The organism is Clostridium sp. AF22-10, assembly GCF_003478725.1.
Classification (GTDB): domain Bacteria; phylum Bacillota; class Clostridia; order Lachnospirales; family Lachnospiraceae; genus Otoolea; species Otoolea fessa.
Map to the genome: position 1 here is coordinate 52,344 of NZ_QUFZ01000006.1, position 21,940 is coordinate 74,283.

Genomic DNA, 21,940 nt, shown 5'->3' on the forward strand with positions numbered 1-21,940 from the left:
GGATGCAGCACGGCAATTAAAAAGCGGAAGAGTAAACAGCTGGCGACAACAGTCCAATATCTGACGGGCTGCCAGCTTGTTTTGTTATGGAGAAAATAGAATATGAGAATTATGGGGCTTGATTTTGGATCGAAGACCACGGGAGTGGCAGTCAGCGATCCGTTAGGCATTACAGCACAGGGGATTGAGACGATCACACGGAAGGATGAGAACAAACTTCGCCAGACCTGCGCCCGGATTGAAGAGCTGATCCGGGAATACGAGGTTGGGACGATTGTTTTGGGGTATCCTAAAAATATGAATAATACGCTGGGAGAGCGCGTTGAAAAGACGCTGGCATTTAAAGAGATGCTGGAACGGCGGACGAATCTTCCGGTCGTTATGTGGGACGAGCGTCTGACGACGAATGCGGCGGAGCAGATCCTGATCGAGAGTGGAGTGCGCCGGGAAAACCGGAAGAGCGTGATTGATAAGATTGCGGCAGTATTGATTTTGCAGGGATATTTGGATTTACAGGCACAAGGAAAAGCGGAAGAATAAATTATCAGTGATAAAAATCAATGATTGAAAATAAAGAATAGAAGGAGAATCATAGAATGGGAAACCTGGATTCAATGTTAGATGAACTGAATAATATGGAAAACAGCATCACGCTGAGGGATGAGAACGGCGAGGAAGTGAAGCTGTATGTCCTGGAAGAGACAAAGTTAAATGGCGAGTCCTATCTGCTGGCAAGTGATACGAAGGACGGCGATGGAGAGTGCTATCTGTTGAGAGATACATCAAAGCCGGAGGATGCAGAAGCAGCTTACGAATTTGTGGACGATGACGGAGAACTGGAGTATATGTCCAAGGTGTTTGCGGAGCTGATGAGCGATCTGGGCGTTGATATCGAATAAAAATCTAAAAATCGAATTTTTGGAGGTGCATTGATTGAAAAAGGAAACAAATCATAATAAGGTAAAGATCATACCGCTCGGTGGTCTGGAACAGATCGGTATGAATATGACTGCCTTCGAATATGAAGACAGCATTATTGTAGTAGACTGCGGTATGGCATTCCCGAGCGACGATATGCTGGGAATCGATCTGGTTATCCCGGATGTATCCTATTTAAAGAACAACATTGACAAAGTCAAGGGCTTTGTGATCACGCACGGACATGAGGACCATATCGGCGCGCTGCCGTATGTACTCCGCGATGTTCCGGCACCGGTATACGGCACCAAACTGACGATCGGACTGATTGAGAATAAATTAAAAGAGCATAATATGATGAAGACCGTCCGCCGCAAGGTCGTAAAGCACGGACAGTCCATCAATCTCGGATGTTTTCGGATTGAGTTTATCAAGACGAACCACAGTATCGCAGATGCATCGGCGCTTGCGATCTTCTCCCCGGCTGGCATTATCGTCCACACCGGCGACTTCAAGATCGATTACACACCGGTATTCGGTGAACCGGCGGATCTGCAGCGTTTTGCCGAGCTTGGAAAGAAAGGCGTGCTGGCGCTGATGTGTGACAGTACCAACGCGATCCGTCCGGGATTTACGATGTCGGAGCGCACCGTCGGCAAGACCTTTGATTCGATTTTTGCAGAGCACAAGAACAACCGGATCATCGTTGCGACGTTTGCTTCCAACGTAGACCGTGTCCAGCAGATCATCAATACGGCATACCACTATGGACGTAAGGTAGTGGTCGAGGGCCGAAGCATGGTCAATGTCATCGGCACGGCGAGCGAACTTGGATACATTAATATTCCGGAAAATACACTGATCGACATTGAACATCTGAAAAATTATAAGAAAGAGGATACCGTCCTTATCACGACCGGCAGCCAGGGCGAGTCTCTGGCGGCCCTGTCCCGTATGGCGGCAGACCTGCACAAGAAGGTTTCGATCATGCCGGGTGACGTGGTTATTTTAAGTTCCACCCCGATTCCGGGCAATGAGAAAGCCGTTGCAAGAGTTATCAACGAGCTGTCGATGAAGGGCGCAGAGGTTATCAACCAGGATACCCACGTATCCGGACATGCCTGCCAGGAGGAGATCAAGCTGATGTACTCCTTAGTTCGTCCGAAATTCTCGATTCCGGTACACGGTGAGTACCGCCACCTGATGGCGCAGCGCAACCTGGCAATTTCAATGGGCATTCCGAAGGAAAATGTCATCCTGATGCGCTCAGGTGATGTGATCGAGATCGGGGACGAAGGCTACCGTGTTGCCGACCATGTACAGGCGGGCGGCATCCTGGTCGATGGTCTGGGCATCGGTGATGTCGGAAATATCGTTCTGCGCGACCGCCAGAACCTGGCACAGAATGGTATCATTATTGTGGTACTGACGTTGGAGAAATACAGCAACCAGCTCTTAGCGGGACCGGATATCGTGTCCCGAGGTTTCGTCTATGTGCGTGAGTCCGAGGATCTGATGGAAGAGGCACAGAGAATCGTGGATGAAGCCGTACAAGGCTGTCTTGAGAAGCACGTGAGCGACTGGGGCAAGATCAAGAACATTATCCGCGACAGCCTGAGTGATTTCCTATGGAAGAAGATGAAGAGAAATCCGATGATTCTTCCGATCATCATGGAAGTGTAGAAGACTGCAAAAGCAGCACGGAGGTGGAATATGAGCCGGACATCTGGGGAACCCCATATCGCAGTATCAATTCTGGACAGTGTGTTCCGGATCGTTTTTTTGGTACTGACACTGTTTCTGCTCTATGAGGGCGCAACGAAGGGTTACTGGCTGGGGCATGAGATATTTAACCCGACCGCAGTTGAGGCAGAGCCGGGAAGAATGAGAACGGTTACCATCGAGGAAAGCGAAAGCACCTCCGAGGCAGGCGAAGCGCTGGAACGCGTCGGTTTGATTCAAAGCCGCGTGGTCTTTGTGCTGCAGGCAAAGATTTATGAATACAAGATATATCCGGGAACCTATCAGTTCAGCACCGCCCAGACTTCTCTGGAGATGCTGAAGGAGATGGATGAGGCGGCAGCTTCTGCCGCCAGCCCGGAGGAGGATAAAAGTGATAGTAAATGACAGAATTACCGCCTATATCCAGTCGTTGGACGCGGGCAACGGACCGCTGCTCGACTCGATAGAGGAAGAAGCGCTGGCTGACTGCGTGCCGATCATCCGCAGGGAGACCTCCGCATTTCTGAAAACACTGATTGCTCTCAAGCGCCCGCAGTCGATTCTGGAGGTAGGAACGGCTGTGGGCTATTCGGCTTTACTGATGAGCCGTGTGATGCCGGAAAACTGCCGGATCACGACGATTGAGAAGTACGAAAAAAGAATACCGATTGCCAAGCGCAATTTTGAAAGGGCAGGAAAAGAGCCGTGCATTACTTTACTGGAAGGCGATGCGGAAGAGATACTGGGGACGCTTTCCGGCCCTTATGATTTTATATTTATGGATGCGGCTAAGGGGCAGTATATGCACTGGCTGCCTCAGATTTTGCGTCTGCTGCCGTCCGGCGGCGTTCTTCTGTCGGACAATGTCTTACAGGACGGCGATATCGTGGAATCCCGCTATGCGGTCGAGCGCCGCAACCGGACGATCCACACGCGGATGCGCGATTATTTATATGAACTGACACACATGAAAGAATTTGAGACGTCTGTCATTCCGATCGGGGATGGCGTGGCGTTAAGTGTAAAGCGATAAAAGAAAGGAAAAACATGAGAAAACTGGAACTTTTAATCCCGGCGGGCAGCCTGGACGTCCTCAAGACGGCGGTCCTTTACGGAGCCGATGCGGTCTATCTGGGCGGCGAGGCGTTTGGTCTGCGGGCAAAGGCAAAGAATTTTACGAACGAAGAGATCAAAGAGGGCATTGCGTTCGCCCATGAGCGCGGCGTCAAAGTATATATTACAGCAAATATTTTTGCACATAATGATGATTTAGCCGGTGTGGAAGAATATTTCACAGAACTGAAAGAAATCAAGCCGGATGCGCTGATTATTTCCGATCCGGGTGTTTTTGAGATTGCCAGACGCATTCTCCCGGAGATGGAGATCCATATCAGCACACAGGCAAATAATACAAACTACGGGACGTTCCTTTTCTGGTATAAACAGGGCGCGAAGCGCGTGGTAACGGCGCGGGAGCTGTCCTTGAAGGAGATTCGCGAGATCCGCGAACATATTCCGGAGGATATGGAGATCGAGAGCTTCATCCACGGAGCGATGTGCATTTCCTATTCAGGACGATGTCTTCTCAGCAATTTTCTGACGGGGCGCGACGCGAACCAGGGCGCCTGTACTCATCCGTGCCGCTGGAAATATGCGGTGGCGGAGGAGACAAGACCGGGCGAGTGGATGCCGGTCTATGAAAATGAGCGCGGCAGCTATATTTTCAACTCCCGCGACCTGTGCATGATTGAGCACATTCCGGAGATGGTCGAAGCAGGAATCGACAGCTTCAAGATCGAGGGACGCATGAAGACAGCACTCTATGTGGCAACCGTGGCGAGAACCTACCGAATCGCAATCGACGATTATCTGGAAAGCCCGGAAAAATACCAGTCCAAGATGGAGTGGTATAAGAGTGAGATCCGCAAATGTACCCACCGGGAATACATCACTGGATTTTATTTCCATAAACCGGGTACCGAGTCGCAGGTATACGGAAGCAATACTTATGTAAAACCGTACACCTATCTGGGAACGGTCGGCGCTGTGCGCGGGGATGGCCTGGTTCATCTGGAGCAGAAGAATAAATTCAGCGTGGGAGAGACGATCGAGATCATGAAGCCGGACGGACGTAACCTGCGTGTGGAAGTGAAAGGCATCTTTACCGAGGATGGAACCGCGCAGGAGAGCGCACCGCACCCGAAGCAGCAGCTCTGGGTAGACTTAGGCGGCATGGCAAAGCCGCAGGATATCCTGCGGCGTGAGGACGAAGCGCTGGATTTGTAAAGGTGCGGCTGGATGGACATCAGGAGGATGACAGATGGTTTGGTTTTTAGGAGGAACGGCGGTCCTGTGCCTGTTATATTATATCATAATTGTTATTTATTCAGGTGTTTCGACTTCGTTTGCCTTGATCTGGCCCTGCTTGGCGATCTTTTTGGGACTTTTGGCGGCTGGATGGTGGTTTGGCAGCCAGCATGAGGGCAGAATCCCCGTGTGGATCGGCGTTTCCGTCGGGACAGTATGTGCGGCGGGATTTCTGATTCTGGTGATCACGGAGGTTTTGATCGGCTGGAGCGCCATTACGGCGACGGGACAGCCGGCGGACTATGTGATCGTGCTGGGAGCACGTGTGCGCGGCACCAGGATCAGCAATTCCCTAAAGCAGCGTCTGGATCGGGCGATCGAGTATTCGGAGGAATATCCGAACACGGTTCTGGTGCTTTCCGGCGGAAAAGGTCCGGGCGAGGAGATCAGCGAGGCGCGGGCGATGTACGAATATTTACAGTACAACGGGATTCCGGAGGATAAGCTGCTGATTGAAGACCAGTCCTCCGACACGGTGCAGAACATCGAGTTCAGCCGGACGGTGATCGACCGGCAGGAATACAACAAGGCGCAGGCGGCGCGGGCGCACCTGATGGAGTTTTACCGTGAGCGCCCGGACGGCGATACCATCCGGATCGGGATTCTGACGAGCAATTACCATGTGTTCCGGGCGGAGGCGATCGCGCGCAGACAGGAGATCGAGCCGGTCGGCGTGGCAGCTGCGTGCGACCCGGTGCTGGCGGTGCACCTGTGGCTGCGGGAGGCATTTGCCGTACTAAAAGACAAATTTATGGGAAGACTGTAAAAAAAGAAGAAAAAAAGGTGCGATTCAACGTTACTGTTCACGTATGCGTGAACAGTAACGATTCAACAGATGTCTGTATGCGCTGTGGAATCGTTTTAGAGAAAGGAAAGACAGCATGACAGTAAAAGATTTGAAGAGCTATCAGATCCTGAATGAAAAACACGTAAAAGAGCTGAATTCCGAGGGGATTCTTCTGGAACATAAGAAGACGGGAGCGAGAGTGTTCCTGCTCTCGAATGACGATGAGAACAAGGTATTCTGCATCGGATTCCGCACCCCGCCATCTGACAGCACGGGTGTGCCGCATATCATGGAGCACAGCGTTTTGTGCGGTTCGGCGAAATTTCCAGTCAAGGATCCGTTTGTAGAGCTGGTGAAGGGCTCCTTAAATACCTTCTTAAACGCGATGACCTACCCGGATAAGACGGTATACCCGGTTGCAAGCTGCAACGACAAAGATTTCCAGAACCTGATGGACGTCTATATGGACGCGGTTCTGCATCCGAATATCTATAAAGAAGAGAAGATTTTCCGCCAGGAGGGCTGGCATTATGAGATGGAGTCGGCGGACAGCCCGATCACGGTAAACGGTGTCGTTTACAATGAGATGAAGGGTGCATTTTCCTCCCCGGAGGGCGTGCTTGACCGCTACACGCAGAACACGCTTTACCCGGATACCTGCTATACGCATGAGTCTGGCGGCGCCCCGGAGGTTATCCCGGAGCTGACCTATGAGGATTTCCTGAATTTCCACCGCAAATTCTACCATCCGTCCAACAGCTTTATCTATCTGTACGGAAATATGGATATGGCAGAGAAGCTGGACTGGCTGGATCGTGAGTATTTAAGCCACTATGACCGTCAGCCGGTAGATTCTGAAATTCACTACCAGAAGCCGTTTGACGCGCCGAAGGACCGTGAGATCTTCTATCCGATCACTGAGGATGAGCCGGAGGATCACGCAACCTACCTGTCGGTTAATACGGTGGTGGGCGACGATCTCGACCCGATTCTCTACATGGCATTTCAGATCCTGGAGTATGTGCTTTTGGATGCGCCGGGCGCCGTTTTAAAGAAAGAACTCATCAACGCCGGGATTGGCCAGGATATCCTGGGAAGCTATGAAAATGGTATTTTACAGCCCTATTTTTCTGTCATTGCGAAAAATGCGGATAGCAGCCAGAAAGAGGCATTTTTAAAGACTGTCAAGGCAACGCTTAAGAAGCTGGCAGATGATGGCATCAACCAGAAGAGCCTGCTGGCGGGCATCAACTACTATGAATTCCGCAGCCGCGAGGCAGATTTCGGCAACGCGCCAAAAGGATTGATGTACGGCTTGCAGTGCTTAGATAGCTGGCTGTACGGCGGCGATCCGCTGATGCACCTGGAATATGAGGAGACATTTGCATTCCTCAAAAAAGCAGCAAAGGAAGGATATTTTGAAGAACTGATCCGCAAATATCTCTTAGATAACCCGTTTGAGGCGGTGATCACGGTCAGCCCGAAGCGGGGACTGACGGCGATCGAGGATGAGAAGCTGCGTGAAAAGCTGGAAGCATATAAGAAGAGCCTGAGCGCGGAGGAGATTCAGGCGATCGTGGATGGCACGAAAGAGCTGAAAGAGTATCAGGACACCCCGTCCCCGAAGGAAGATTTAGAGAAGATTCCGCTGTTGAAACGCTCAGATATCCGCAAAGAGGCGGAGAAATTTATCCTGACCGAGCGCGAGATTGGCGGAACCAAGGTGCTGGCACATGAGCTCTTTACCTCAGGCATCGGTTATCTGCGCGTGATGTTCCGTACTGACCGTGTACCATCCAGGGATCTGCCGTATGTGGGACTTTTGAAAGCAGTGCTTGGATTTGTCGATACGACGAAACACACATACAGCGATTTGTCGGATGAGATCAACTTAAATACCGGCGGTATCACGCTCAGCGTCAGCTCCTATGCGGACAGCCGGAAACAGGGCGCGTTTACCGGTATTTTTACCGCGAGTGCCCGGGTGCTGTGCGAGAAGCTGGACTTTGGATTTTCAGCGATCGCGGAGATTCTGCTTGATTCAATCCTTGATGATGAGAAACGTCTCGGCGAGATTGTGGCGGAGACGAAGTCGAAGAGCCAGATGCGTTTAAATCAGGCGGCACATTCAGCGGCAGTGATGAGAGCCAGCTCCTATTTTTCAGCAGAATCGGCATTTGACGACTGCACGGGCGGAATCGGCTTCTACCAGTTCCTTGAAGAGACGGCAAAGCACTTTGAGGAGAAAAAGGGCGAGGTGATCGCGAAATTAAAAGAGACGGCGGCACGCCTGTTTACAAAAGAAAATATGCTGATAAGCTACACGGCAGCAGCCGACGATCAGGCAGGGCTTGAAGCAGCGCTTCCGCTTTTAAAAGAACGTCTTCCACAGGGAGACGGAACCGTTTATCCGTTTGAGTGGAAAAAAGAGAACTTAAACGAGGGCTTCATGACCTCCTCCCAGGTCAATTATCTGGCGCGCTGCGGCAATTTCGTGGAGAAAGGGCTGGCATACAAGGGCACGCTGCGGACGCTGAAAGTCATTCTCGGATATGATTATCTGTGGATCAATGTCCGTGTCAAGGGCGGCGCTTACGGCGTCATGAATGGAGCCGGACGGTTTGGCGACAGCTATTTCGTTTCCTACCGCGATCCGAACCTGCGTGAGACGAATGAGGTTTACGAGGGTATCGTGCCGTATCTGGAGCAGTTTGAGGCAGACGAGCGTGATATGACGAAATTCGTGATTGGAACCATCAGCGACCTTGATGCGCCGCTTCTGCCGCCGTACAAAGGCATTCGCGCCGACGCGGCCTGGTTTACCGGCGTGACGGATGCGATGATCCAGAAAGAGAGAGACGAGATCCTGGCAGTTACTCCGGAGGATATCCGGGAGCTGGCGCCGATTATCAGGGCAGTGCTCAGTGAGCAGAGCATCTGTGCGATTGGAAATGCAGAAAAAGTCAAGGCAAATCAGGATCTGTTTAAGACGGTGAAAAATCTGTTTAACTAAATAAAATGTAAGTGAAAGGAAACAAGATGGCAAATACAGATACAAAAGAGTTTAAATCTGGCTTTGTGACCCTGATCGGGCGTCCGAATGTCGGCAAATCCACGCTGATGAACCACCTGATAGGACAGAAGATCGCGATCACATCTGAGAAGCCGCAGACGACCCGGAACCGTATCCAGACGGTTTACACAGACGAGCGCGGACAGATCATTTTTCTGGACACACCGGGTATCCACAAGGCGAAAAACAAGCTGGGCGAGTACATGGTCAATGTCGCAGAGAATACGTTAAAAGAGGTTGACGTGATTCTCTGGCTGGTAGAGCCGACCACCTTCATCGGGGCAGGCGAGCGCCACATTGCAGAGCAGCTTTCGAAGATCAAGACGCCGGTCATTCTGGTTATCAATAAAATTGATACGGTCAAATCGAAGGAAGAGATTCTGACCTTTATCGCGGCATATAAGGATATTTTGAATTTTGCGGAGATTATCCCGGTTTCGGCTCTCAAAGAGATGAATATCGAAGATGTCAAGAGCAGTATTTTTAAATACCTCCCGGCAGGTCCGCAGTTTTACGATGAGGATACCGTCACCGACCAGCCGATGCGCCAGATCGCAGCGGAGCTGATCCGCGAGAAAGCGCTTCGGATGCTGGACGACGAGATCCCGCACGGCATTGCAGTTGTCATCGACCAGATGAAAGAGCGTCCAAACGGCATCATCGACGTGGATGCAACGATCGTGTGCGAGCGCGATTCCCACAAGGGCATCATCATCGGAAAAGGCGGATCGATGTTAAAACGTATCGGAACCGCTGCCCGGATGGAAATTGAAAATCTGATGGACACGAAGGTCAACCTGAAACTCTGGGTTAAAGTGCGCCGGGAGTGGAGAGACAGCGATATGTATATGAAGAATTACGGATATAACCCGAAAGAAATTTAAGTGAGGGAAGGAAGGGCTGCATGCGAGATTTGATACAGACAACCGGAATGGTGCTTTATGCAGCCCCGGTCGGTGAATTTGATAAACGTCTGATTCTCCTGACGGGAGACCGCGGAAAAATCACGGCATTTGCCCGCGGGGCGAAGCGCACTGGAAGTTTGCTGCGTGCGGCAAGCCGGCCTTTCGCATTTGGAATCTTCACACTTTCTGAGACGCGGGATGCCTACAATCTCTATGGCGCGGAGATCGAAAACTATTTCGAAGGACTTGAACAGGACGTTGAGTGCGCCTGCTACGCCTCCTATTTTGCTGAATTCGCCGAATACTTTGGAAGAGAAGGTCTGGAGGCAAGAGAAATGCTGCGATTACTCTACCAGTCCTTCCGCGCCCTCCTAAAACCCGCACTCCCCAACAAACTTGTACAGCGTATCTTCGAGTTAAAAATCATGGTCATCAACGGCGAATACACCGAAGATCCACCCCTGCGCGCCGGAGACTCCGCACGCTACGCCTGGCAGTACGTCATCTACGCGCCGATCGAGAAGTTGTATACATTTCTTCTGAAAGAAGATGCATTTGCACAATTTGCGGCGAATGTGGAGCGGAATAAGAGGGCGTATGTAGATAAAAGTTTTCACTCATTGGAGATATTGCAGACGATTACATAACATACAACTATCCAGGGAGGAACCATTTATATGCCAGAACCCAAATTCCACCAGAAAATTGCCTGGTTCAATTTCATCTGCTGCCTCATGGTCATCTGGACGCATTCCGGCAACGCGGATCTGTTTTTCCCGGAACTGGGGCAGGACGCACCGTGGTGGCATTTCCAGTACCCGGTCATGCAGGAAATTTTGCGGGTGGACATCCCATGCTTTATCATGCTGTCTGCCTACCTGTTCTACCGGAACTTCACGATGAAGCGGCTGGGAGAAAAATTAAATAAACGTCTGCATTCGCTTCTGGTTCCGTACCTGCTCTGGAATACTATCTACTACGTGGCGTATGTGGCGGCGAGCCGGATTCCGGGACTGCAGACGATCGCCAACCGGACGGATCTGGTGATCACGACGTCCGGGGCATGGCAGGCGATCACCAAGTATACCTTCAATCCGGTGTTCTGGTTCATGTATCAGATCATTCTGCTGGTGCTGCTGGCACCGGTGCTGTATCTGTTTCTGAAAAATATCTGGACCGGCGCGGCATTTCTGCTGGTGCTACTTGTGGCACTTTTCAAGGGAGTGGCGCTGCCGGAGCTGAATCTGGACGCCCTGATTTATTATTCCTTTGCCGCCTATGCGGCGCTGCACGGGAGAAAATGGGCGGAGGCGGTATGGTCGTGGAAGCGGGCGGCACTGGGGGTGTGCCTGCTGGCAGTGGGAATCGTGCTCAGCAGGAGCTATTATACCCACTATTTTGTGCCGGGAATCGTTCTCTACCAGCTTCTGGCAGTCATCGGTATCTGGATGATGGTAAACGAGCGCTGGCTGGGAGAAGTCAGACCGTTTATGACCTGCACCTTTTTTATCTATGCGACGCACTTTGTGGTGGTCCGTTTCCTCAATAAGGCGGCGGCGCTGCTATTTCCGGGCAGCCAGCTGGTTTCGATGTTTATGTATGTGTGTATGCCGCTGCTTGCAGTGACACTCTGTTATCAGGCGGCGCGCGTGCTGCGGAGGTACCGTCCGGATATCTGGAAGACCCTGAATGGGGGACGCTGACAAAAAGCAGGATTTACGGTTGAAAGGCAGGTATCTCTGGAAACGGAAGTGCGAGTATGCGTTTTTTCAGGTCCAAGTCTTGAAAATACATAGAAAAGCAGGTATACTATAAAAACTTGGTTGTAGGAGCATTTTTGCGCTTGGGAGGAAGAGCAATGAAAAAAAGAGGATTTCTTCTGGCAGCGTGTACCGTGGGTGTGATGCTGTCCGGCTGTGGCTCACGGGAAACCGCCTTTTCCCCTTCGGAGAGCTGCGTATATGTGGCAAAAGACGGGGCGCTGTCGAGTGCTCTGGTGGAGCAGACCGGCGGTATTTCGGTCGATGAGAATGAATTAAAGCAGTATTTAGAGACGGCAGTGATTCATTTTAATGAAGAAAAAGGCGCCGGGGCGCTGGCACAGAACCAGAAAAATGCCGAGAGACTGCCGGCAGCATTGAAAAGTGTGAAGGCGGGAAAAGACACGGTGACTGCGATCTTTGATTATGCTTCCTTTGAAGATCTGAAAGCATTCGGAGAGACGAATGACAATGAGGACACCAGCAACTCCCTGACGGCGCTGGAGGCAAAGCCGCTTTCGGAGGCGATTGCCGATGGATGGTTTTCCGAGGGTGAGCTGGTAAAGGCAGATGGAAGCGAAGCCGGAACGGATACGGTTCAGAATGAAAAGAGCGGCATGGCAGTCCGGAGCGAGGGCGGTGCGACGCTGATGGTCGGCGGAAAAGTGCTTTACCGCAGTTCGAATACCGAGTTAAAAGACGATTCAACCGTCAGTCTGCCGGAAACAGGCACGGCTTATGTGATTTTTAAAAGATAAAAAACAGAATGATTGTTAAATTCGTCCATCTGCCAGATATCGAAAGAAGAGGCGGGGACGGGTACAATGATAAATGAATCAGGAGGACAAGACAAATGGAAAAGACGATGGACAAAATCGTGGCGCTCGCAAAATCAAGAGGATTTGTATATCCGGGTTCTGAGATTTACGGCGCCTTGCCAATACATGGGACTACGGCAATCTGGGCGTAGAACTGAAAAACAATGTAAAACGTGCATGGTGGCAGAAATTTATTCAGGAAAGCCCGTACAACGTAGGTGTAGACTGTGCGATTCTCATGAACTCCCAGACATGGGTGGCATCCGGACATCTGGGCGGCTTCTCTGACCCGCTGATGGACTGCAAGAGCTGTAAAGAGCGTTTCCGTGCAGATAAGCTCATCGAGGACTATATGGCAGAGCACAACATCGAGATCGAGGGTTCTGTAGACGGCTGGTCCCAGGAGCAGATGAAACAGTACATTGATGACAATAACATCTGCTGTCCGAGCTGCGGCAAGCATGATTTCACTGACATTCGTCAGTTTAACCTGATGTTCAAGACTTTCCAGGGAGTTACCGAGGATGCAAAAAACACCGTATATCTGCGTCCGGAGACTGCACAGGGTATCTTTGTAAACTTCAAGAACGTACAGAGAACCTCCCGCAAGAAGATCCCGTTTGGTATCGGTCAGATCGGTAAATCTTTCCGTAACGAGATCACACCGGGTAACTTTACTTTCCGTACCAGAGAGTTCGAGCAGATGGAGCTGGAGTTCTTCTGTGAACCGGGAACCGACCTTGAGTGGTTTGCATACTGGAAACAGCACTGCATCGACTGGCTGCAGACACTTGGCATCAAGCCGGATGAGATGCGCGCGCGCGACCATTCTCCGGAAGAGCTGTGCTTCTACAGCAAGGCGACGACCGATCTGGAATTTCTGTTCCCGTTCGGATGGGGCGAGCTGTGGGGTATCGCAGACCGTACCGATTACGATCTGACCCAGCATCAGAACACCTCCGGTCAGGATATGACCTACTTTGACGATGAGAAGAAGGAGAAATACATCCCGTATGTGATTGAGCCGTCACTGGGTGCTGACCGTGTAACCCTGGCATTCCTGTGTGCTGCATACGATGAGGAAGAGATCGGAGAGGGCGATGTGAGAACCGTTCTTCACTTCCATCCGGCGATTGCACCGGTTAAGATCGGTGTGCTTCCGCTGTCCAAGAAGCTTAACGAGGGAGCAGAGAAGATCTACGCAGAGCTTTCCAAGTACTACAACTGCGAGTTCGACGACAGAGGAAACATTGGTAAGCGTTACCGCCGTCAGGATGAGATCGGTACTCCGTTCTGCATCACTTACGACTTCGAGTCGGAGACCGACCAGGCTGTTACCGTCCGTGACCGTGATACCATGGAGCAGGTACGTGTGCCGATCGCCGAGTTAAAGAACTACTTTGAGGATAAGTTCCGTTTCTAATCTTTAAATAAACAAAAAAGCAGAAACCATATTCCAGAAAACAGGAGATGGTTTCTGCTTTTTGTGTTAGAGAGGGCTTGTGACATTTTTGGCATTTTGCAAAGAACGAAATTTATTTTGGGGAAGATTAGGCACTGTTCTGGATAGTCATCTCATTTAATATTCGCGAAAATTACAAAAAAATATATATTGATCGAAAAAAAGTTGGAAAGAATTCAAAAAAACTCTTTACTAGACCGCAGTTTATGTTATAATATTCACGATGGCTTTTATCTTTCACATAAATACAAATATGTGAATGTAAAACATAAACGAGTATAGGAGGAAAATACTTATGGCAAAATGGGTTTATATGTTTAGCGAGGGCGACATGACCATGCGTAACCTGCTGGGAGGAAAGGGAGCGAACCTGGCGGAGATGACAAGCATCGGTCTGCCGGTTCCACAGGGATTTACAATCACAACTGAGGCTTGTACCCAGTATTACGAAGATGGTCGCAAGATTAACGACGAGATCATGGCACAGACCATGGAAGGCGTTAAGAAGATGGAAGAGCTCAATGGAAAGAAATTTGGCGATCTGAAGAACCCACTGTTAGTATCGGTTCGTTCCGGTGCGAGAGCATCCATGCCAGGTATGATGGATACCATCTTAAACCTTGGTTTAAATGACGAGGTAGTTGCAGCGATGATCGCAGGCAACCCGGACCCGAAATTTGAGCGATTTGTATATGACTCCTACAGACGTTTCATCCAGATGTTCTCGGATGTCGTTATGGAAGTTGGTAAGAAATACTTCGAGCAGCTCATCGACAAGATGAAAGAAGAGAAGGGTGTTCAGTACGATATCGAACTGACTGCTGCTGACTTAAAGACTCTGGCTGAGCAGTTCAAGGCTGAGTACAAAAAACAGTTAGGTGAGGACTTCCCGTCTGACCCGGTTGTTCAGTTAAAATTAGCAATCGAAGCTGTATTCCGTTCCTGGGACAACCCACGTGCGAACGTATACAGAAGAGATAATGATATTCCGTATTCCTGGGGTACTGCAGTAAACGTAATGCCGATGGTATTCGGTAACTTAAACGATGAGTCCGGTACAGGTGTTGCATTTACCCGTGACCCGGCAACCGGCGAGAAGAAGCTGATGGGCGAGTTCTTAAAGAACGCACAGGGCGAGGACGTAGTTGCTGGTGTTCGTACTCCGATGCCGATCGCTCAGATGGAGCAGGAGTTCCCGGAGGCATATGCAGATTTCATCAAGGTTTGCGATGTGCTTGAGAACCACTACCATGATATGCAGGATATGGAGTTTACTGTAGAGAACCGTAAACTTTATATGTTACAGTGCCGTAACGGTAAGAGAACTGCTCAGGCAGCTCTGCAGATCGCTTGCGACCTGGTAGATGAAGGACATAAGACAGAGGAAGAAGCAGTCGCTATGATCGACCCGCGTAACCTCGATACACTGCTGCATCCGCAGTTTGACGCTGCTGCATTAAAGGCAGCTACTCCGCTTGGAAAAGGCTTAGGTGCTTCTCCGGGTGCTGCTTGCGGTAAAGTTGTATTCACTGCAGAGGATGCTGAGAAATGGGCTGAAAAGGGCGAGAAGGTTGTCTTAGTTCGTCTTGAGACCTCTCCGGAAGACATTACCGGTATGAAGGTTGCTCAGGGTATCTTAACCGTTCGTGGTGGTATGACCTCTCACGCAGCCGTAGTTGCCCGTGGTATGGGTACCTGCTGTGTATCCGGATGCGGCGACATCGCTATGGATGAAGAAAATAAGAAATTCACATTAGCTGGTAAAGAGTTCAATGAGGGAGACTTCATCTCCATTGATGGTACAACCGGTAATATTTACGAGGGCGAGATCAAGACCGTAGACGCTACCATCGCTGGTACATTCGGCCGCGTTATGGCATGGGCTGACAAGTTCAGAAGACTGAAAGTTCGTACCAACGCTGATACACCGGCAGATGCGAAGAAAGCTAGAGAGCTTGGCGCAGAAGGTATCGGTCTTTGCCGTACTGAGCATATGTTCTTCGAGGAAGACAGAATCGCTGCTTTCCGTGAGATGATCTGTGCTGACACTGTAGAAGAGAGAGAAGCAGCTCTGGATAAGATCCTTCCGTATCAGCAGGGCGATTTCGAAGGCTTATTCGAGGCTCTGGAGGGCAACCCGGTAACCATCCGTTTCCTGGATCCGCCGCTGCATGAGTTTGTTCCGACTGAGGAAGATGACATCAAGAAACTGGCTGACGCTCAGGGCAAACCGGTTGAGACTATCAAGAACATCATCGCTTCCCTGCATGAGTTCAACCCGATGATGGGTCACCGTGGACTTCGTCTGGCAGTTACCTATCCGGAGATCGCAGTTATGCAGACCAAGGCAGTTATCCGTGCAGCTATCAACGTACAGAAAGCTCACGCTGACTGGTCCGTAAAACCGGAGATCATGATTCCGCTCGCTTGCGATGCGAAAGAGTTAAAATATGTAAAAGATATCGTTGCGAAGACCGCTGACGAGGAGATCGCAGCAGCAGGCGTTGATCTGAAGTACGAAGTAGGTACCATGATCGAGATCCCGCGTGCAGCTCTGACCGCTGACGACATCGCAAAAGAGGCTGAATTCTTCTGCTTCGGTACAAACGACTTAACTCAGATGACCTACGGCTTCTCCCGTGATGATGCAGGCAAGTTCCTGAATGCTTACTATGATAAGAAGATCTTCGAGAGCGATCCATTCGCAAAACTGGATCAGACTGGCGTAGGTAAGCTCATGGAGATGGCGATCAAGTTAGGTAAAGCAGAGCGCCCGACCCTTCATGTAGGTATCTGCGGCGAGCACGGCGGCGACCCGTCTTCCGTAGAGTTCTGCCACAAGATTGGTCTTGACTATGTATCCTGCTCACCGTTCCGTGTGCCGATCGCTCGTCTGGCTGCTGCTCAGGCTGCAATCGCTGAGAAATAATTATTTAAAGGAAACCTTAAATAGAATAAATGGGTAGATAAGGACTCCCTTACGAAAGTAAGGGGGTTCTTTTGTATAAATAACCGGCGGCTGTTTATGAAAAAAAACATGTATGATGGCAATTTTTATGGACATGGTATATTTTGAATGCTATAATCGAAAGTGTAAGAATATAAGGTAAGAGTTAAGTGGGTATTATAGATAAAGTTCCTGTAAATTTTTTACATGGAGCTTTTTTTGATCATATAGGAAATTAAGTCTTATGTGTGGGGGGCACCGAAGCGCAGGCCACTGAATCGTAATAAATAGCCGGAAATAAGATGTGAAAAAATAGAAAAGAATAACAGGGATGGAAGGAAAATGAAAGGAAAAAGAGTGATCGCAGGTATTCTGCTTGTTGGAATCTTAGCAGTCATCCTGGCAGGGTGCAAAAATACAGATGAGAATAAAAAAGAAACGGAAAAACCCGTCATCACACTAGGAAGCGACAACTATCCACCATACAATTATCTGAATGAAGATGGTGTGCCGACAGGAATCGATGTAGAACTGGCTACAGAAGCCTCAGAAGAATGGGCTATCGGGTGGAGGTTGTCCAGATTAACTGGGAGAAGAAGAAAGAGCTGGTGGAGAGTGGAGAGATAGATTGCATCATGGGCTGTTTTTCCATGGAAGGACGTCTGGATGATTACCGCTGGGCCGGACCGTATATAGCAAGCCGTCAGGTGGTTGCTGTAAATGAGAGCAGTGACATCTATAAACTGAGTGACCTGGAGGGGAAAAATCTGGCTGTCCAGTCCACAACCAAACCGGAGGGCATCTTTCTGAACCGGACGGATGAGAGAATCCCAAAACTGGGAAATCTGATCAGCCTGGGACACCGGGAACTGATCTATACATTTCTGGGGAAAGGATATGTGGATGCAGCTGCCGCACATGAGGAATCGATTGTCCAGTATATGAAGGATGATGACATAAGCTTTCGTATCCTGGAAGAACCGCTGATGATCACCGGAATAGGGGTTGCTTTTGCAAAAGAGGATGAGCGGGGAATCTGTGAACAGATGGATCAGATTCTGGAGGAAATGCGTCAGGATGGCACATCCCTGAAAATCATTGAAAAATATCTGGATGATCCGGAGAAGTATCTGGAGGTGGATAATCTTGGATATTAAGAGAAGAACGAAGGAAAAACAGATTAAAACAATTGGTATTTTGCTTGGAATCTGTGTGGCTGTAGTCTCTCTATTTTATTTCTTCCACACGGAAAAAGCGGAAGCAGAAGAAAGAATGGTAGAGATCGTAAACTATGTGAAAGTGCAGTGCTCCACCTACACCCATTATAATGAATCTTCGGAATCCAAAAGTCTCCTCCGTGCCATTGAAAGTGCCAGACAGATGAGTACCAATATTAACATGGAAACAGAAAACGGCGGTCAGTTAAGCCGGGAGTTTCTGAAGGATAATCTGCAGACGCTCTGGGTGAATGGTATCCTTGTACTTGATGCAGAAGGAAAGGTGGTCTGTGAGTACAGCATGAACGAGTCTCTGACGGATGAGATTACGAAGTATCTGCAAAAAGAAATTATCATGGATTTTGCCGGATATGAAGAAAGAAGCTATTCGGAACGGTTTGCCAGGGAAGACGGGTCCCGGATCGACATTGCAGCCTGCGCCAGAAAAGACGCACCGGGTATTGTGGCAATTTACTATTACACATCTCCTGAATTTACCAGAAACTATACTTTGACAATACAGGGGCTTTTAAATGGCTATAGTGTCCAGAAAGATGGAACAATTATTGTTGCAGACGATGGGCTCGTTGTTGCCAGTAACGATGAGAGCCTGTTGGGGCAGAATACGGCCGACAATGAGGTTGTTCAGGCAATGAAAAGCCATACAGACAGCCAGCATATTTTTCATTTGAAGAATGAAGGAACCGGATGCTACGGAATCATGCTGAAGCAGCGGGATTATTATATTTATGCATATCTTGCGGATCGAGAAGTATTTCATAATCTTCTATTAAGGATGATAAGTGTTATTTTTCTATATTTTCTGATATTTGGTATATTCTGGTTCTGTATCTCCAGAACCAATCTGGAACATGAGAAACAAGAACGGGAAAAGGATGAAAAATATAAAGCAGAACTTCTGATAGCTGCAAAAAAGGCGGAAGCCGCCAATAGGGCGAAAACGGAATTCCTCCAAAGGATGAGCCATGATATCCGGACTCCGATTAATGGAATCTGCGGTTTGGTCAATATGGCAGATCATTGTGCAGATGATATGGAGAAACAGACAGAATACAGAACAAAGGTGAAAGAGGCATCCAATTTGTTGCTGGAACTGGTAAACGATGTCCTGGATATGAGTAAGCTGGAGTCGGGCGAAGTGATTTTGGAAGAAATTCCGTTTGATCTGAGCCGTATTTCCAGGGAAGTACTTGTTGTGATCGAGCAGATGGCGGCAGAACAGAATATCCGGATCGTGTGGGAGAAGAAAGAAATCACACATCGGAAGCTTATTGGAAGTCCAGGATATGTGAAACGTGTGATGATGAATATACTGTCGAATGCGGTGAAATATAACAGAAAAAACGGACATATCTATATTAGCTGCCGGGAGATTCCATCCGGACAGCCAGAGATGACAACGATAGAATTTGTCTGCCGGGATACAGGAATCGGAATGACAGATGAGTTTCAGAAACATATTTTTGAACCGTTTGCCCAGGAACATGCAGGAAGCCGTACAAAATTTGCCGGAACAGGCCTGGGAATGCCGATTGCAAAGAAGTTGATTGAGACAATGGGTGGAACCATTACCTTTGAAAGTGAAAACGGTGCAGGGACTACCTTTGTGATCCGGATTCCATTTAAAATCGATCTGAATTCGGATAAACGGGAAGAAAAGAAAGATGTATCAGATGGAAAACCTATAAAGGGACTGCATATTCTTCTGGCAGAAGATAATGAGCTGAACATGGAAATTGCTGAATTTGTGCTTCAGAATGAAGGTGCTGTCGTGACTAAGGCATGGAATGGGCAGGAAGCCGTTGAACGATTCAAAAAAAGTGAACCCGGTGAATTTGATGCGATTCTTATGGATATCATGATGCCGGTTATGAATGGTTATGAAGCAGCAAAGACGATTCGTTCCATGGATAGAAAAGATGCTAAGGTGATACCGATCATTGCAATGACAGCAAATGCGTTCGCGGAGGACAGAATAAAAGCAAAAGAAGCAGGGATGGATGAACATATTTCTAAGCCTGTTGATGAAAAATTACTGGTAAAGGTAATTTATGAACTAGAGGAACGCAGTTTTAGGGGGATTCGTAATGAAAAAGAAAAATAGAAATAAGTTACTTGCTGTGCTTCTGGTGATGGTGACTGCTATATCTCTTTTGTCAGGCTGTGGCGGGAAGCGTGCAGAAAAAGAAGATGCAGAAACCATCACGGTGTATTTATGGAGTACAAAACTGTATGAAAAATACGCACCCTATATTCAGAAGCAGCTTCCGGATATCAATGTTGAATTTGTAGTAGGAAATAATGATCTGGATTTTTACAGATTTCTGGATGAAAATGAAGGATTGCCGGATATTATAACCTGCTGTCGTTTTTCACTGCATGATGCAAGTCCTCTGAAAGATAGTCTGATGGATCTTTCTACAACCAATGCGGCTGGTGCTGTCTATGATACATATCTAAACAATTTTAGGAATGAGGATGGCAGCGTAAACTGGCTTCCAGTGTGCGCAGATGCCCATGGCTTTGTAGTGAACAAGGATCTTTTTGAAGAGTACGATATTCCGCTGCCAACCGATTATGACAGCTTCGTCTCTGCCTGTCAGGCATTTGACGATGAGGGAATCCGTGGGTTTACAGCAGACTATTTTTATGATTATACCTGTATGGAGACACTGCAGGGGCTGTCAGCATCAGAGTTGTCTTCTGTAGACGGACGCAAGTGGCGGACGACCTACAGTGACCCGGATAATACAAAGAGAGAAGGTCTGGACAGCACCGTCTGGCCGGCGGCTTTTGAACGTATGGAACAGTTCATCCGGGATATCGGTCTGAGTCAGGACGATCTGGATTTGAATTATGATGATATAGTAGAAATGTATCAAAATGGGAAGCTTGCCATGTACTTTGGAAGCTCTTCCGGTGTAAAAATGTTTCAGGATCAGGGCATTCAAACAATATTTCTGCCATTCTTTCAAGAAAACGGCGAAAAATGGCTGATGACTACACCCTATTTTCAGGTGGCTTTAAACCGTGACCTGGCACAGGATGAAACACGACGGCAGAAAGCCATGAAGGTATTGAACACGATGCTTTCTGAGAATGCACAGAAACAGATCCTTTATGATGGTCAGGATCTCTTAAGCTACAGCCAGGATGTGGATATCCATCTTACAGAATATCTGAAAGATGTGAAACCTGTGATTGAAGAAAATCATATGTATATCCGTATTGCGTCAAATGATTTTTTCGCTGTTTCCAAGGATGTGGTATCTAAGATGATTGCAGGAGAATACGATGCAGAGCAGGCTTATCAGTCCTTTAACACCCAGCTTTTGAATGAGCAGACTATCTCTGAGGATATCCTGTTAGATTCACAGAAATCATATTCCAATCGTTTCCATACCAGTGGAGGTAATGCGGCTTATTCGGTTATGGCAAACACTCTGCGCGGCATTTATGATACGGATGTGCTGATCACCACTGGAAACAGCTTTACTGGAAACGTGCTGAAAGCCGGTTACACAGAAAAAATGGCGGGTGACATGATCATGCCCAATGGTCTTTCAGCTTACAGCAGTAAGATGAGTGGGGCGGAACTGAAGGAGACTGTCAGAAATTTTGTGGAAGGCTATGAGGGAGGCTTTATTCCCTTTAACCGAGGTTCTCTCCCTGTGTTCAGTGGTATTTCTGTGGAGCTCCGGGAAACGGATAATGGTTATACATTGAACAGAGTTACGAAGGATGGAAAGAAAGTTCAGGACAAAGAGATGTTCACGGTAACCTGCCTGACGACACCTAAATACATGGAGAATTATCCGGTAGATGATAATATTGTGTTTGATATAAGAGATACTTCTGTGAAGGATACCTGGATAGGATATATTTCAGATGGTGATGCCGTTCTTGCAGAGCATGAAGACTATATGGCTCTGAGGTGAGAAAA

At 48.7% G+C, this 21,940-nt stretch carries 17 protein-coding genes and 1 pseudogene; all 18 read left to right on the forward strand.

The window, feature by feature from the left end:
• The first annotated feature begins 102 nt into the window (after nt 1-102).
• The 18 genes and pseudogenes from ruvX to DWX91_RS06085 all read left to right on the forward strand — a co-directional run bounded on the left by ruvX (nt 103) and on the right by DWX91_RS06085 (nt 21,935).
• Nucleotides 103-540, forward strand: coding sequence for a Holliday junction resolvase RuvX (gene ruvX / locus DWX91_RS06005; RefSeq protein ID WP_118293431.1), 438 nt, complete (start codon nt 103-105; stop codon nt 538-540).
• Between the two features lie 56 nt (nt 541-596).
• Nucleotides 597-899: a DUF1292 domain-containing protein gene (locus DWX91_RS06010; RefSeq protein ID WP_107001592.1), complete on the forward strand. Its 303-nt coding sequence runs from the start codon at nt 597-599 to the stop codon at nt 897-899.
• A 34-nt stretch (nt 900-933) separates the two neighbouring features.
• Entirely contained in the window at nt 934-2,601 is a 1,668-nt protein-coding gene (locus DWX91_RS06015; protein ID WP_022359733.1) for a ribonuclease J, read from the forward strand.
• Nucleotides 2,602-2,631: 30 nt separating this feature from the next.
• Nucleotides 2,632-3,045 carry an aminodeoxychorismate lyase gene (locus DWX91_RS06020; RefSeq protein ID WP_118472453.1) on the forward strand — a complete coding sequence of 138 codons (414 nt, stop codon included), beginning with the start codon at nt 2,632-2,634 and terminating at the stop codon, nt 3,043-3,045.
• Nucleotides 3,032-3,673 carry an O-methyltransferase gene (locus DWX91_RS06025; protein WP_022359735.1) on the forward strand — a complete coding sequence of 214 codons (642 nt, stop codon included), beginning with the start codon at nt 3,032-3,034 and terminating at the stop codon, nt 3,671-3,673. The genes DWX91_RS06020 and DWX91_RS06025 overlap by 14 nt, the downstream gene beginning before the upstream one ends.
• A 14-nt stretch (nt 3,674-3,687) precedes the next feature.
• Nucleotides 3,688-4,926 (forward strand): peptidase U32 family protein, encoded by a 1,239-nt coding sequence (locus DWX91_RS06030; protein ID WP_118467416.1) that lies wholly within the window; start codon nt 3,688-3,690, stop codon nt 4,924-4,926.
• Between the two features lie 34 nt (nt 4,927-4,960).
• Nucleotides 4,961-5,773 carry a YdcF family protein gene (locus DWX91_RS06035; RefSeq protein WP_118472454.1) on the forward strand — a complete coding sequence of 271 codons (813 nt, stop codon included), beginning with the start codon at nt 4,961-4,963 and terminating at the stop codon, nt 5,771-5,773.
• Nucleotides 5,774-5,888: 115 nt separating this feature from the next.
• A complete protein-coding gene (locus DWX91_RS06040) occupies nt 5,889-8,807 on the forward strand; it encodes an insulinase family protein (protein ID WP_118472455.1) in 2,919 nt (972 codons plus the stop codon).
• Nucleotides 8,808-8,833: 26 nt separating this feature from the next.
• Entirely contained in the window at nt 8,834-9,751 is a 918-nt protein-coding gene (era, locus tag DWX91_RS06045; RefSeq protein WP_022359739.1) for a GTPase Era, read from the forward strand.
• Nucleotides 9,752-9,771: 20 nt separating this feature from the next.
• Nucleotides 9,772-10,419: a DNA repair protein RecO gene (gene recO, locus DWX91_RS06050; RefSeq protein WP_118472456.1), complete on the forward strand. Its 648-nt coding sequence runs from the start codon at nt 9,772-9,774 to the stop codon at nt 10,417-10,419.
• A gap of 30 nt (nt 10,420-10,449) precedes the next feature.
• Complete coding sequence (locus DWX91_RS06055) at nt 10,450-11,475, forward strand: acyltransferase family protein (protein ID WP_118472457.1); 1,026 nt, start codon at nt 10,450-10,452, stop codon at nt 11,473-11,475.
• Nucleotides 11,476-11,630: 155 nt separating this feature from the next.
• Complete coding sequence (locus tag DWX91_RS06060; RefSeq protein ID WP_107001586.1) at nt 11,631-12,290, forward strand: hypothetical protein; 660 nt, start codon at nt 11,631-11,633, stop codon at nt 12,288-12,290.
• 95 nt (nt 12,291-12,385) lie between these two features.
• A pseudogene (locus DWX91_RS06065) lies at nt 12,386-13,773 on the forward strand (glycine--tRNA ligase).
• A 334-nt stretch (nt 13,774-14,107) separates the two neighbouring features.
• Complete coding sequence (gene ppdK, locus DWX91_RS06070; protein ID WP_118472458.1) at nt 14,108-16,741, forward strand: pyruvate, phosphate dikinase; 2,634 nt, start codon at nt 14,108-14,110, stop codon at nt 16,739-16,741.
• Nucleotides 16,742-17,101: 360 nt separating this feature from the next.
• Entirely contained in the window at nt 17,102-17,386 is a 285-nt protein-coding gene (locus DWX91_RS17900; protein WP_412693836.1) for a hypothetical protein, read from the forward strand.
• Nucleotides 17,314-17,916: a transporter substrate-binding domain-containing protein gene (locus DWX91_RS06075; RefSeq protein WP_412693837.1), complete on the forward strand. Its 603-nt coding sequence runs from the start codon at nt 17,314-17,316 to the stop codon at nt 17,914-17,916. Before DWX91_RS17900 ends, DWX91_RS06075 begins: the two co-directional genes overlap by 73 nt.
• A complete protein-coding gene (locus tag DWX91_RS06080; protein ID WP_333549102.1) occupies nt 17,906-20,101 on the forward strand; it encodes an ATP-binding protein in 2,196 nt (731 codons plus the stop codon). The genes DWX91_RS06075 and DWX91_RS06080 overlap by 11 nt, the downstream gene beginning before the upstream one ends.
• On the forward strand, nt 20,085-21,935 hold the full coding sequence (locus DWX91_RS06085) for an ABC transporter substrate-binding protein (RefSeq protein ID WP_118472460.1): 1,851 nt from the start codon (nt 20,085-20,087) through the stop codon (nt 21,933-21,935). The genes DWX91_RS06080 and DWX91_RS06085 overlap by 17 nt, the downstream gene beginning before the upstream one ends.
• Nucleotides 21,936-21,940 lie beyond the last annotated feature (5 nt).

Bases quoted from the DNA above. Each gene is read 5' to 3' on its own strand.
- DWX91_RS06020 (WP_118472453.1), top strand. From the start codon at position 2,632: ATGAGCCGGACATCTGGGGAACCCCATATCGCAGTATCAATTCTGGAC.
- DWX91_RS06060 (WP_107001586.1), top strand. From the start codon at position 11,631: ATGAAAAAAAGAGGATTTCTTCTGGCAGCGTGTACCGTGGGTGTGATG.
- DWX91_RS06075 (WP_412693837.1), top strand. From the start codon at position 17,314: ATGGGCTATCGGGTGGAGGTTGTCCAGATTAACTGGGAGAAGAAGAAA.
- DWX91_RS06030 (WP_118467416.1), top strand. From the start codon at position 3,688: ATGAGAAAACTGGAACTTTTAATCCCGGCGGGCAGCCTGGACGTCCTC.
- DWX91_RS06035 (WP_118472454.1), top strand. From the start codon at position 4,961: ATGGTTTGGTTTTTAGGAGGAACGGCGGTCCTGTGCCTGTTATATTAT.
- ruvX (WP_118293431.1), top strand. From the start codon at position 103: ATGAGAATTATGGGGCTTGATTTTGGATCGAAGACCACGGGAGTGGCA.
- DWX91_RS06055 (WP_118472457.1), top strand. From the start codon at position 10,450: ATGCCAGAACCCAAATTCCACCAGAAAATTGCCTGGTTCAATTTCATC.
- recO (WP_118472456.1), top strand. From the start codon at position 9,772: ATGCGAGATTTGATACAGACAACCGGAATGGTGCTTTATGCAGCCCCG.
- DWX91_RS06010 (WP_107001592.1), top strand. From the start codon at position 597: ATGGGAAACCTGGATTCAATGTTAGATGAACTGAATAATATGGAAAAC.
- ppdK (WP_118472458.1), top strand. From the start codon at position 14,108: ATGGCAAAATGGGTTTATATGTTTAGCGAGGGCGACATGACCATGCGT.
- DWX91_RS06085 (WP_118472460.1), top strand. From the start codon at position 20,085: ATGAAAAAGAAAAATAGAAATAAGTTACTTGCTGTGCTTCTGGTGATG.
- DWX91_RS06040 (WP_118472455.1), top strand. From the start codon at position 5,889: ATGACAGTAAAAGATTTGAAGAGCTATCAGATCCTGAATGAAAAACAC.
- DWX91_RS17900 (WP_412693836.1), top strand. From the start codon at position 17,102: ATGAAAGGAAAAAGAGTGATCGCAGGTATTCTGCTTGTTGGAATCTTA.
- era (WP_022359739.1), top strand. From the start codon at position 8,834: ATGGCAAATACAGATACAAAAGAGTTTAAATCTGGCTTTGTGACCCTG.